General features: G+C 70.0%; 10 protein-coding genes, 1 pseudogene and 1 riboswitch. Of the genes and pseudogenes, 6 read left to right on the top strand and 5 right to left on the bottom strand.

Annotated elements, in window-relative coordinates:
* The first annotated feature begins 10 nt into the window (after nt 1-10).
* Nucleotides 11-778, top strand: coding sequence for a gamma-glutamyl-gamma-aminobutyrate hydrolase family protein (locus ACY0MJ_RS20310; RefSeq protein WP_462640361.1), 768 nt, complete (start codon nt 11-13; stop codon nt 776-778).
* A 2-nt stretch (nt 779-780) separates the two neighbouring features.
* Nucleotides 781-1,587 (top strand): gamma-glutamyl-gamma-aminobutyrate hydrolase family protein, encoded by an 807-nt coding sequence (locus tag ACY0MJ_RS20305; RefSeq protein ID WP_462640360.1) that lies wholly within the window; start codon nt 781-783, stop codon nt 1,585-1,587.
* A gap of 7 nt (nt 1,588-1,594) precedes the next feature.
* Here the strand turns inward: ACY0MJ_RS20305 and ACY0MJ_RS20300 are convergent, their stop codons facing one another.
* The 3 genes from ACY0MJ_RS20300 to ACY0MJ_RS20290 are packed head-to-tail and all read right to left on the bottom strand — an operon-like array spanning nt 1,595 to nt 5,297.
* Nucleotides 1,595-2,380, bottom strand: a complete 786-nt coding sequence (locus tag ACY0MJ_RS20300) for an HAD family hydrolase (RefSeq protein WP_462640394.1) — start codon at nt 2,378-2,380, stop codon at nt 1,595-1,597.
* A gap of 14 nt (nt 2,381-2,394) precedes the next feature.
* Complete coding sequence (locus ACY0MJ_RS20295; protein ID WP_462640359.1) at nt 2,395-3,597, bottom strand: S41 family peptidase; 1,203 nt, start codon at nt 3,595-3,597, stop codon at nt 2,395-2,397.
* A gap of 59 nt (nt 3,598-3,656) precedes the next feature.
* Nucleotides 3,657-5,297, bottom strand: a complete 1,641-nt coding sequence (locus ACY0MJ_RS20290) for a peptide chain release factor 3 (protein ID WP_462640358.1) — start codon at nt 5,295-5,297, stop codon at nt 3,657-3,659.
* 84 nt (nt 5,298-5,381) lie between these two features.
* On the opposite strand from ACY0MJ_RS20290, the gene ligD reads away from it, so the two are divergent.
* The 3 genes from ligD (at nt 5,382) to ACY0MJ_RS20275 (ending at nt 8,900) form a co-directional block, all read left to right on the top strand.
* Nucleotides 5,382-6,611 carry a non-homologous end-joining DNA ligase gene (gene ligD / locus ACY0MJ_RS20285; protein ID WP_462640357.1) on the top strand — a complete coding sequence of 410 codons (1,230 nt, stop codon included), beginning with the start codon at nt 5,382-5,384 and terminating at the stop codon, nt 6,609-6,611.
* 28 nt (nt 6,612-6,639) lie between these two features.
* The gene (locus tag ACY0MJ_RS20280; protein ID WP_462640356.1) at nt 6,640-8,085 is read left to right on the top strand and encodes an MFS transporter; all 1,446 of its coding nucleotides are present in this window, start codon (nt 6,640-6,642) and stop codon (nt 8,083-8,085) included.
* 143 nt (nt 8,086-8,228) lie between these two features.
* Entirely contained in the window at nt 8,229-8,900 is a 672-nt protein-coding gene (locus tag ACY0MJ_RS20275) for a hypothetical protein (RefSeq protein WP_462640355.1), read from the top strand.
* A gap of 42 nt (nt 8,901-8,942) precedes the next feature.
* Here ACY0MJ_RS20275 and ACY0MJ_RS20270 read toward each other — a convergent pair whose 3' ends face one another.
* Complete coding sequence (locus ACY0MJ_RS20270; protein WP_462640354.1) at nt 8,943-10,019, bottom strand: ATP-dependent DNA ligase; 1,077 nt, start codon at nt 10,017-10,019, stop codon at nt 8,943-8,945.
* Between the two features lie 405 nt (nt 10,020-10,424).
* Nucleotides 10,425-10,533: pseudogene (locus ACY0MJ_RS20265) on the bottom strand (6-hydroxy-3-succinoylpyridine hydroxylase); the annotation flags it as partial.
* Between the two features lie 220 nt (nt 10,534-10,753).
* A riboswitch (S-adenosyl-L-homocysteine riboswitch) is annotated at nt 10,754-10,826 on the top strand.
* Between the two features lie 62 nt (nt 10,827-10,888).
* On the opposite strand from ACY0MJ_RS20265, the gene ahcY reads away from it, so the two are divergent.
* Complete coding sequence (gene ahcY / locus ACY0MJ_RS20260) at nt 10,889-12,322, top strand: adenosylhomocysteinase (RefSeq protein WP_462640353.1); 1,434 nt, start codon at nt 10,889-10,891, stop codon at nt 12,320-12,322.
* The last annotated feature ends 38 nt before the right edge of the window (nt 12,323-12,360 follow it).

The raw sequence follows: 12,360 nt of genomic DNA, 5'->3' as shown, positions 1-12,360 counted from the left end.
GGCGCAAGCCATGGCCAAGATCCCGCACAAGCCGCTGGTGTGGCTGCCCGCCTGCCACCGCCACCTGGACCTCGACGATCCCGGCGGCTACACGGTGCTGGCGGACCGCTACGCGATGGCGGTGACGGAACTGGGGATGCAGCCGGTGCTGTTCCCCATGGCGGAGGCGGAGGACATCCGCTGCCTGCTGCCGCTGGTGGACGGCGTGCTGCTCACCGGCTCGCCGTCGAACGTGGAGGCCACGCACTTCGGCGCGACGGCGCTGCCCACCGACCTGCTCGATCCGCGCCGCGACCAGCTGACCATGCACCTGGTGCGCGAGGCGCTGGTGAAGGCGGTGCCGCTGTTCGGCGTCTGCCGCGGGCTGCAGGAGATCAACGTCGCGCTGGGCGGCAGCCTGTACCAGGTGCTGCACGAGGAGCCCGGCATGCTGGACCACCGCGAGCCGCGCGACGCGGAGCTGGCCGTGCAGTTCGCCGAACGCCACGAGGTGATCCTGGAACCCGGGAGCGCCCTGGCCCAGTGGGCGGGCGGCACCCGCGCGATGGTCAACTCGCTGCACGGCCAGGGCATCAAGCGGCTGGGCGAGGGCCTCGTCGCGGAAGCGCATGCGCCCGACGGCCTGGTGGAAGGCGTGCGGGTGCGGGGCGCGGACGCCTTCGCCTACGGCGTGCAGTGGCACCCCGAATGGCAGCACGCGCAGCATCCGTTCTACCGGCGCACGCTGGAAGCCTTCGCCGACGCGTGCCGCGCGCACCGCGAGGCGCGGGAGGACTGAGGGTGGGCGGCACGCGCGTCCCGAACGTCTGGGTGGTGGCGAGCCACCGCCTGCTCACCGGCCCTTCCGGCCACACGCAGCTCTACACCGTGATGGACGAAGCGGGCCAGCGCACGCTGCTGAACATGGGCGTGCAGCCGGTCTGCTACCCGCGCGTGCCGCCGGAGCGGCTGGAGGCGCTCCTCGGCACGGTCGACGGCATCCTGCTGGGCGGCTCCGACACGAACGTGCACCCGCGCCTGTGGGGCGAGGAGCCGCTGCGCCCCGAGTTCCAGTTCGATACGGAGCGCGACGATCTCGCGCATCCGCTGATCCGCCTGGCGATCGCGCGGCGGGTTCCGGTGATCGGCTTCTGCCACGGCTCGCACGACATCAACGTGGCGCTGGGCGGCAGCCTGCACCAGTGGCTGCGCGACCGCCCGGGCGGGGTGCAGCACTGGGAAGAGCCCGAGGAGTCGATCGACGAGCAGTACGTGGAACGCCACTTCGTCACCTGCCTGCCCGGTGGCGAACTGGAACGCATGGCGGGCATGGGCCGCTTCCCCGTGAGCTCGCTGCATTCGCAGGGCGCGAACCGGCTGGGCGAAGGCCTGGTGGCGGAAGCGCACGCCGACGACGGACTGGTGGAGGCCTTCCGCTGGCGCGACGCCAGCCTGTTCGTGTGGGGCTTCCAGTTCCACCCGGAATGGGGCTGGCGCTGGCACCCGGCCTACGGCCGCATCATGAACGCCTTCGTGCGGGCGTGCTGGGAGCGGCTGGCGGAACGCACGACGGCGCGGGAGCTGCCGCTGCAGCCGATCGTGGCCTGACCCTCGTTCAGGCGTGGAGAATCGCCTGCGCCACCTCCGCGAACCCGGCCCCTCGTTCCCCTTCCGTCACATACCTCGGCTTGAACGCCAGCTGGCTCTCGAACCTCCGGATGTTCGCCACGCCCACGCTGTGCGGGAAGTGCTGGAACATCAGCACGTCGTTGGTCGAGTCGCCGATGTAGACCCACCGGTCCAGCTCCGCCTCGAGATCCCGCCCCAGCAGCTCGCGCACGATCCAGCGGGCGCCGACCAGCTTGTTGTGGTCGCCGTACCAGCCGTTGATGTGGATCGAGCTGACCGTGGCGTGCATGCCCTCGGAGCGCATCACCGCCACCACCTCGTCGATCCGCTCCTGGGGCAGGTGCGTGAACTCGCTGTGGTCGATCGCGATGTCGGTCTCGCGGCCGCCGCTGTCGCGCGAGATGGTCGCGCCCGGCACCTCGCGCACGACGCGCTGCGCCACCCGCTGCATGCGCGCGTGGTTCGCCTCCCGCTCGGCCGCGGGTTGCATGTAGATCTTGCGCAGCGCGCCGCCCTCGCCGCGCGTCAGCGCCACCGCGCCGTTCTCCGCCACGATCGCATCGACCGGCCACTGCAGCGCGAAGGGCTCGCTCCAGCCGACCGGCCGCCCGGTGATCGGGATGACGTGCAGCCCGGCGCGCGCCAGCGCATCCAGCGCCTGCAGCACGTCGGGCGTGACGGCGCCTTCGGTGGTGAGCGTGTCGTCGATGTCGGTCAGCACGCCGGCGATGCGCGCGCGCGCGGCCGCCGGCCACGTGCGCAGCGGCTGCATGGAGGCGGCGGCGCTCAACGGGGCAGCATCCCGGGGGACAGCCGGCGCGTGGCGGCCAGCGGCGGCGGCTTGCGCGCCGGGCTCACGATCGGCCGCGCGGCGCTCTGCACGCCCGAGACCGTGGTGCCGGCCGGGCAGGCGCCGGCGTCGACGTAGTGCAGCGCGCCCTCGTACACCGGGTCCGAGCTCGTGCCGCGATTGGCGAAGGGCACCTCGTCCGAAATCCGGCACATCGGCTCGAAGCCGTTGGCGTAGTCGCCGAAGCCCTTCGCGTTGAAGCCCTGGAACTCGATCGCGTAGAACGAGTAGCCGCAATTGACCTTCTCGCTGAAGCCGTAGGGCTTGCCGCAGGTCGTCTCGCCCACGCGGATCACCTGCACGCCGACGCCGCGCAGGCTGTTGATGATGGATTCCGCGGCCGAGCAGGTGACGGCGCCCGTCTCCGTGTCGCCGCCGGTCAGGATGAACACGCGATCGAGCGACAGGCGCGGCAAGGCCGTGCCCACCGGGAAGCGCGGCGCGCTGCCGTCGGTGAACTGCACCTGCCCCGAGAAGAACAGGCTGCTGGTCCCGCGCTTGTCGTTGAAGACCAGGCGCTCGAAGATCTTGCCGTCGTTGGCCGGCCCCGTGATCATCGACGCCGCCGTCAGCGCCGAGTAGACGAAGCCGCCGAGGTTGTCGCGCAGGTCCAGCACGAGGTCCTGCACGGCGCCATGCGCCTGGATCTGCCGGAAGGCCGCGATCAGCTCGTCCTGCGAACCCTCGTCCTCGTTGCGCAGCTGCAGGTAGGCGATCTCCCGGCCGCCGGGCGTCGTGGCGAACTTCGGACCGGTGGGAACCGAGTGGGTCGCGAGCAGGTCGCCCAGGTCGAGCTGCTGCGAGGCCTCCACGGAACTCGCATGCTTGTCCGTGAACAGCGCCGTGCTGAACCGGTCCTGCGGCAGGTCGGTCAGCGCGTCGAAGTAGTCGTCGATCTGCCCCGTGGTCGTGTACCTGGAGGCGTCCACCTCCGGGATCTCGCGGTACCAGAGGTAGACGTCGTCCAGGTAGGCGCGCACGAACTTCTTCTGCGTCGCCACCGAACAGCCGGCCACCGGCTCGGAGAACTGCACGTGGGTGCTGGCCGCGTCGCCGCCGCCACCCCCGCCGCCGCAGCCGGCCAGCAGCAGGGCCGCGGCGCCCAGGATGCCCAAGGAACGGAGGGAGTGCTTTTTCATGGTGTGGGGTTCACTTCCGACAGCGGCGATTATTGCCGGGCCCCACGCGGCCATGGGGCTCAGGCCGCTTTTTGTAACGCGAGCCCCGCATGCTCCCGCAGCAGGTGGAAGTGGATCTTCGGGAAGCGCTCCTGCGCCAGCCGCACGTCGTACGGCGAAGTGCACAGGAAGGCCAGCGCGTCGGCCGCGTCGAGCGCCAGCCGCTGCGGATAGGCGTCCGTGAAGGCCTTGAGCTCGGCCGGCGTGTCCGCCGTGATCCAGCGCGCGCCCGTGTAGGGGCAGCCTTCCAGGCGCACGTCGCAGTCGTATTCGGTCTTCAGGCGGTGCTGCACCACCTCGAACTGCAGCTGGCCGACCGCGCCCAGCAGCATGGGGCCGCCGATCTCGGGCCGGAACACCTGGATCGCGCCTTCCTCGCCCAGCTGCTCCAGGCCTTGCTGCAGCTGCTTGGTGCGCAGCGGGTTCCTGAGCACCACCACCTGGAACAGCTCGGGCGCGAAGAAGGGCAGCCCGGTGTACTGCAGGTTCACGCTGCCGTCGGTGATGGTGTCGCCCAGCTGCACGCCGCCGTGGGTGGTGAAGCCGATGATGTCGCCGGCGTAGGCCTCGTCCACGGCCTCGCGCCGCTGCGACAGGAAGGTCACGACGGAGGTCGGACGCAGCTCCTTGCCGGTGCGCTGCACCTTCAGCTTCATGCCCGGCGTGTACTTGCCCGAGGCCATGCGCACGAAGGCGATGCGGTCGCGGTGCGAGGGATCCATGTTGGCCTGCACCTTGAACACCACGCCGGAGAAGGCCGGGTCTTCCGGCTTCACGATCTTCTCCTGCGTCTGGCGGTTGACGATCACGTGGCTGGTGCGCGGCTGCGGCGAGGGCGCCAGGTCGACCAGCGCGTCCAGCACTTCCATGACGCCGAAGTTGTTGACGGCCGAGCCGAAGAACACGGGTGTCTGCTTCGCGGCCAGGAAGGCGGCGTGGTCCCAGCTCGGCGAGGCGCCGGCGGCCAGTTCCATGCTCTCGGCGGCGGCTTCGTACTCGCCGCCGAAGCGCTTGCGCAGTTCTTCCGCGTCCGCCAGCGGGATGGTGTCGAAGTCCTGCGGGCGGCGCTCGCTGCCCGACTCGAACACCGTCATGGCCTGCGTGCGCAGGTTCATGATCCCGCCGAAGCTCTTGCCCTTGCCCACCGGCCAGGTCATCGGCACGCAGGGCATGCCCAGCTCGCGCTCCACCTCGTCCAGGATGTCCAGCGGCTCGCGCACCTCGCGGTCCATCTTGTTGACGAAGGTGATGATGGGCGTGTCGCGCTGGCGGCAGACCTCGATCAGCCGCCGCGTCTGCGCTTCCACGCCGTTGGCCGCGTCGATCACCATCAGGGCCGCGTCCACGGCCGTGAGCACGCGGTAGGTGTCTTCCGAGAAGTCCTTGTGGCCGGGCGTGTCGAGCAGGTTCACCACGTGGTCGCGGTAGAGCATCTGCATCACGGACGAGGCGACCGAGATGCCGCGCTGCTTCTCGATCTCCATCCAGTCGCTGGTGGCGTGGCGCGAGGCCTTGCGGCCCTTCACGGCGCCGGCGATCTGGATCGCGCCGGAGAACAGCAGCAGCTTTTCCGTCAGCGTGGTCTTGCCGGCGTCCGGGTGGGAAATGATGGCGAAGGTGCGGCGGCGCTTCGTTTCGGCGGCCAGTGGCGAGGCGGACAAGGAGAGCTCCAATAGGAAACGGCCGCGCTGCGTCACGGCCGTGTCTGACCTCGTATTGTCCCACGGCGGTGTAGCGTGGGTGGCATGGCCACGGCAAAGGACGAGACGACGCTGGAGATTGGCGGCCGCGAGGTCGTGATCACCCATCCCGGCAAGCTGCTGGTTCCGGCGGCGGGCGTGACCAAGCTCGACCTCGTGAACTATTACCTGGCCGTCGCCGAGGGGGCGCTGCGCGGCGCGGGCGGCCGGCCCTGCGTGCTGGTGCGCTACCCCAATGGTGTCGACGACGAGTTCTTCTTCCAGAAGCGGGCGCCCGCGAAGCGTCCGCACTGGCTGGAGGTGGCGGAGATCCGCTTCCCGTCCGGGCGCAGCGCCGAGGAGGTCGTGCCGCGCCATCCGGCCGACCTGGCCTGGATGGCCAACCTGGCCTGCCTGGAACTGCATCCGCATCCGGTGCGGGCGGAGGACCTGGAGCATCCGGACGAGCTTCGCGTGGACCTGGACCCGGTGCCCGGCGTGGAATGGCCGCAGATCGTGCAGGTGGCGGGCATGGTCCACGAGGTCCTGGCCGAACTGGGCCTGAAGGGCTGGCCCAAGACTTCGGGCTCGCGCGGGATCCACGTGCTGGTGCGGATCCAGCCGAAGTGGGGCTTCGACGAGGTGCGGCGCGCCGCGCTGGCGCTCGCGCGCGAGGTCGAGCGGCGCGCACCCGGCCTGGCCACGAGCCGCTGGTGGAAGGAGGAGCGGCGCGGCGTCTTCGTGGACTACAACCAGAACGCGAAGGACCGCACCGTGACGTCCGCCTACTCGGTGCGGCCGAAGCCCGATGCGCGGGTGTCGGCGCCGGTCAGCTGGAAGGAGCTGGACGCCTGCGATCCGGCGGACTTCACGCTGCACACGATGCCCAAGCGCTTCCGGAAGATCGGCGACCCGCACGCGGGCATCGATGCGCACCCCTGTTCGCTGGAGCCGCTGCTGGAGCTGTCGCGCCGGCAGGAAGCCGAAGGGCAGGGCGATGCGCCCTGGCCGCCGCACTACCGCAAGGCGGCAGGCGAGCCGAGGCGGGCGCCGCCCTCGACGGCGGCGCGCCAGAAGAAGCCGCTGATCGAGGTGGCGCGCGCCGACCGCGAAGCCGAGGCGGTCGCGGCGGCGGAAGCGTGGAAGGCGAAGCACCCGAAGGCCGCGGCGCACCTCGAACCCGCCGACGTGCTGGTGGACCGCATGCGGGGGAGTTCGTCGCTGTGGTACCGCGTGCGCATCAACCTGGAGCACGTGCCGGCGCGGTTGCGGCCGAAGGGCGAGAAGCCGAAATAGCGGACAGCGGGGTTCGTATCATCCCCCGATGCAGGAACAACAAGCGGCCCCGCGCGGCGACATCCCCGCGCGCCTGGACCGGCTGCCCTGGTCCGCCTGGCACTGGCGCGTCGTGCTCGCGCTGGGCATCGCCTGGATCCTGGACGGCCTGGAAGTCACCATCGTCGGCTCCGTCGCCAGCGTGCTGGAACGTCCCGATACGCTGGGGCTCACGGCCACCCAGGTCGGCTGGACCGGTTCGCTCTACGTCGGCGGCGCCGTGCTGGGCGCGCTGTTCTTCGGCCGCCTCGCCGACCGGCTGGGGCGCAAGCGCCTGTTCCTGCTGACGCTCGCCGTCTACATGGTGGCGACGGTGGCCACGGCCCTGTCGGTCGGCTTCACCAGCTTCGCGCTGTGCCGCTTCCTCACCGGGATCGGCATCGGCGGCGAGTACGCGGCGATCAATTCCGCCATCGACGAACTGATCCCGGCGCGCGTGCGCGGCCGCGTCAGCCTGGCCATCAACGGCAGCTTCTGGGTCGGCGCGGCGCTCGGCGCGCTGCTGAGCCTGGTGCTGCTGGACGCGCAGGTCCTCGGGCCGGAGCTGGGGTGGCGCGCCGGTTTCCTGCTCGGCGCCGTGCTGGCCCTGGCCATCCTGGTCGTGCGCCGCCACGTGCCCGAGAGCCCGCGCTGGCTGGTGGCGCACGGCCGCGCCGAAGAGGCGGAGCGCATCGTGGCCGCCATCGAGGCGCGCGTGGAGGCACAGCACGGCGCGCTGCCGGAGCCGGCCTGCGCCGCGCGGCCCGGCTTCCGGCGCCCGCACGTGCCGACGATGCGCGAGGTCGCGCACGTGCTGCTGCGCCGCTACCCCAAGCGCAGCGCCGTCGTGCTGGCGCTGATGATCTCCCAGGCCTTCTTCTACAACGCGATCTTCTTCACCTACGCGCTGGTGCTCACGCGCTTCTACGGCGTGGCGGCGGAGCAGGTGGGGCTGTTCATCCTGCCCTTCGCGCTGGGCAACTTCCTCGGGCCGCTGCTGCTGGGCCCGCTGTTCGACCACTGGGGACGGCGGCAGATGATCGCCGCGACCTATGCGCTCTCGGGCGTGACGCTCGCGCTCACCGGCGTGGGCTTCGTGCAGGGGTGGCTGGACGCAACGACGATGACGCTGTGCTGGTCGGCCGTGTTCTTCCTCGCCTCGGCGGCCGCCAGTTCCGCGTACCTGACCGTGAGCGAGGTGTTCCCGCTGGAGATGCGGGCGCTGGCGATCTCGATCTTCTACGCGGTCGGCACCGGCGTCGGCGGCTTTGCGGCGCCGGCGCTGTTCGGCGCGCTGATCGCGAGCGGCAGCCGCGCGAACGTGTTCGCCGGCTACCTGCTCGGCGCGGTGCTGGTGGTGATCGCCGCGGCCATCGCCTGGCGCTGGGCCGTCGCCGCGGAACGCCGCTCGCTGGAGGACATCGCGCCGCCGCTGGCGGACCACCCGGTGCCCTGATCAGAGGCCGGATCCGACCCGGAGTGTCGGATGAGGCACGGGTGGGCCCGTAGGAAAAGGCCGTCGACCGTTCCGTCCCGCAACCGACACCTCCGGCCGCGCAGGCCCCCAAACATTGGTCATCCAACCTAGGAGCATGACCCATGAACAAATCCAAACTCGGCCTCATCGCTGCTGCAGTCTTCGCCGTCTCCGGCGGCTCGGTCCTGGCGCAAACCGGCAACACGGCCACGAGCGGCACCAGCACGCTGTCCACCCAGTCGGTGGCCCCCAGTGCGAGCACCTCGGTCGACACCGACGCGACCTTCCGGGCCCTGCCGCACAGCACCGTGACCATCAGCCCCAGCGGCACGACCAACCAGACCACGTCGGCCACGCAGAACACCGCGACGACGAGCAACACCCAGGTGGGCGACAGCGGTAGCACGACCGGCACGGCCGGCAGCACCACCAGCACCACCGCCGCCCAGTCGGTGGCTCCCACGGCCAGCACGTCGGTGGACACGGATGCCACGTTCAGGGCGCTGCCGCACAGCAACGTCGTCATCAGCCCGAGCGGGACGACCAACCAGACCACGTCGGCCACGCAGAACACCGCCACGACGAGCAACACCACGGCAGGCGCCAGCGGGTCCGGCAGCACGACCACGACCCTCGGCGGCGTTGCCGCTGCGGGCGCAGGCGCCGGCGGCAACGCCGCGATCAGCGCCGGCTCCGTCGCCAGCCAGATCAATGCGGACGGCCCGGGCAAGCACGGCAAGGGCAAGGCCAAGGGCCACGACAAGGACAACAAGGGCAGGAAGAACGTCGACTGAGCGCAGGACCGGCAACAAGGGGCTTCGGCCCCTTTTTCCGCTTCAGGCCCCGAACACCTTCGCCAGCTCGAACGGGGTCGTCACCTCCAGCTGGTCGTAGCGGCAGTCCTGGGGCGGCTTGTCGGGACGCCAGCGCAGGAACACGGCGGCGTGGCGGAAGCGGTTGCCCTGCAGGTGGTCGTACTTGACCTCGCAGACGCGCTCGGGCCGCAGCGGCTCCCAGCTCAGGTCCTTGCCGCCGCTCCAGCGGCTCTGCGCGCCGGGCATGCGCTGCGCATCGCCGACGCTGGCGCCGGCCCATTCGCGCCAGGGGTGGTTCTCCAGCGCGCCCTTGCGCAGCGGCTCCAGCTCCTTCGCCAGCTCCTGCCGCATCGCCATCGTGAAGGACGAGGTCACGCCGACGTGCTGCAGCACGCCGCCGTCGTCGTAGAGGCCCAGCAGCAGCGAGCCGACGGCGTCGTCGCGGTCCTTGTACCAGCGGAAGCCGGCGACCACGCAGTCGGCGCTGCGCACGTGCTTGATCTTGAGCATCGCCCGCTTGCCCGGCTGGTAGGTCGCGGACTCCAGCTTGGCGATCACGCCGTCGAGTCCGGCGCCCTCGAACTCCTGCAGCCATTTCTCCGCCTCGGCGCGGTCGCGCGTGACGGGCGTCAGGTGCAGCGGCGGCTTGGCCTGCCCGAGCAGCCGCTCCAGCCGCGTTCGCCGCTCGCCCTGCGTCAGCGCCATGGTCGACTTGCCGCCCGCGGCCAGCAGGTCGAAGGCGACGAAGCTGGCGGGCGTCTCCTTGGAGAGCTTCGCCACGCGCGACGCGGCGGGATGCAGGCGCATCTGCAGCGCGTCGAAGTCCAGGCCCGAGGGCGTGGCGACGACGATCTCGCCATCGAGCACGCAGCCTTTCGGCAGCGCCTCGTGCAGGGCCTTCTCCAGCTCCGGGAAGTAGCGGTTGAGCGGCCGCAGGTCGCGGCTTTGCAGGTAGGTCTGCTCGGCGCCGCGGAAGACGAGGGCGCGGAAGCCGTCCCACTTGGGCTCGAACAGGAAGCCGGCCTCGGTGGGCAGCGCATCGGCGATCTTTGCGAGCATGGGCTCGATGGGGGGCGTGGGGGGTCCGGCGGCGGCCATGCGCGTTTGTAACGGTTCCCGGGCGCGCCGTGGGGCGGCGAGAGCACCAACGGCGAAGCGGAGCGGGTCGAAAACCTGCCGGGGCCAGAGATGGGCGTGGAACCTCTTGCGGGCTTCTCTTCCGTCACCAGCCTTCACCAACTCGCCGGCTTGGTGATCCTTGTGCCGGGAACGGGCGAGGGGAGCTGACTCTCCTGCAATGCAGCGAGGCGAATCGGCCGGACGAAGTCCGCGTACTGCTTCAACTGCGTGGACGTCTTGCGCACAGGTGCACCGGGCGTGATCAGCCCCAGCACCGATAGGTGTCTTGCCGTGTGTGGACCCGGGGATTCGCTGGAGATGGTTGCACCCGGGCGGTGAAGTACTTGATGGCGACCACCTGGTTCCGTTCGCTCAGCACCCTGCGAAACAGCACCTGGAGATCGAGCCACTTGTACGGGGTACCCTTGAGCAGCCCGTAGTAGAAGTTGAAGCCGTCGATGTAGACGATGGTCCGGAGCCGCTTCTCGTTCATTTCTCCGCCCCAAAAAGCAACGGCCCCGTGAGGGGCCGTGCGCCTGGCAGCCGAAGCCACCAGGGAAGTCGTGCCCGAAAGTTTACTGCAAACGGTACAGTGCTGCCGGCTCCAGCCCCAGCGACAGCTGACGGTACGAGCTGTATTTTTTCTCACCGGGAGAGCTCGGCATGACGGCGCCCGGGGAGGAGCGCGCGGGGGGCAATCGCTATAATTCGCCCCAACCGAGGAGCGTTGCAGCGTCCGCCCAGGACGCGAGGCTCGGCAATCCATTGCAACGACGCTCACCCACGCTGTCCGTGCGGTGAGACCTCCGGCGAGCGTGGGCCATCCACCATCAGATCCCGGAGCCACCATGAACGCCGTTCTCAAGCCCGTCCCCGCCCAGGACTGCGCCATCACCGACCTGTCGCTCGCCGACTGGGGCCGCAAGGAAATCCGCATTGCCGAGACCGAGATGCCCGGCCTCATGGCGATCCGCGAGGAGTTCGCGAAGAGCCAGCCGCTGAAGGGCGCCCGCATCACCGGCAGCCTGCACATGACGATCCAGACGGCCGTGCTGATCGAGACGCTGCAGGCGCTCGGCGCCCAGGTCCGCTGGGCCTCCTGCAACATCTTCTCCACCCAGGACCACGCCGCCGCCGCCATCGCCGCGGGCGGCACGCCCGTGTTCGCCAAGAAGGGCGAGTCGCTGGAGGAGTACTGGGACTACACGCACCGCATCTTCGACTTCGGCCCCAAGGGCAGCGAGGGCGAGGGCCCCAACATGATCCTGGACGACGGCGGCGACGCGACGCTGCTGATGCACCTGGGGCAGCGCTGCGAGAAGGACATCTCCCTGATCGACACGCACTCCTCCGAGGAAGAGCGCATCCTGCACGCGGCCATCCGCAAGAAGCTGGCCGAGGACCCGACCTGGTACAGCCGCAAGTCGGCGCAGATCATCGGCGTGACCGAGGAGACCACCACCGGCGTGCACCGCCTGCAGGACATGGCCAGGAAGGGCCTGCTGAAGTTCCGCGCGATCAACGTCAACGACTCGGTCACCAAGAGCAAGTTCGACAACCTCTACGGCTGCCGCGAGTCGCTGGTCGACGGCATCAAGCGCGCGACCGACGTGATGGTCGCCGGCAAGGTGGCCCTGGTGGCCGGCTACGGCGACGTGGGCAAGGGCTCGGCGCAGGCGCTGCGCGCGCTGTCGGCGCAGGTGTGGGTGACGGAGATCGACCCGATCAACGCGCTGCAGGCCGCCATGGAAGGCTACCGCGTGGTGACCATGGAGTACGCGGCCGACAAGGCCGACATCTTCGTGACCACGACGGGCAACCGCGACGTGATCCGCCACGAGCACATGGTGAAGATGAAGGACCAGGCGATCGTCTGCAACATCGGCCACTTCGACAACGAGATCGACGTCGCGTCGCTCGAGAAGTACCAGTGGGAGGAGATCAAGCCGCAGGTCGACCACATCATCTTCCCGGACGGCAAGCGCATCATCCTGCTGGCCAAGGGCCGCCTGGTGAACCTGGGCTGCGGCACCGGCCACCCGAGCTACGTGATGTCCTCGTCCTTCGCCAACCAGACGCTGGCGCAGATCGAGCTGTTCACGAAGCCCGGCGACTACGAAGTGGGCCAGGTCTACGTGCTGCCCAAGCTGCTGGACGAGAAGGTCGCGCGGCTGCAGCTTTCGAAGCTGGGCGCGCAGCTGACGGAATTGACGGACGCGCAGGCGGCGTACATCGGGGTGGACAAGGCCGGTCCGTACAAGCCCGACACGTATCGGTATTGACGGGGACCATGTCATTGCGGCCCTGAGCCGCAATCCAC

The organism is Ramlibacter sp. bp-362 (genome assembly GCF_054956735.1).
Note: the sequence above shows the minus strand (reverse complement) of the source record. Positions and strands in the feature narration are given on the sequence as shown.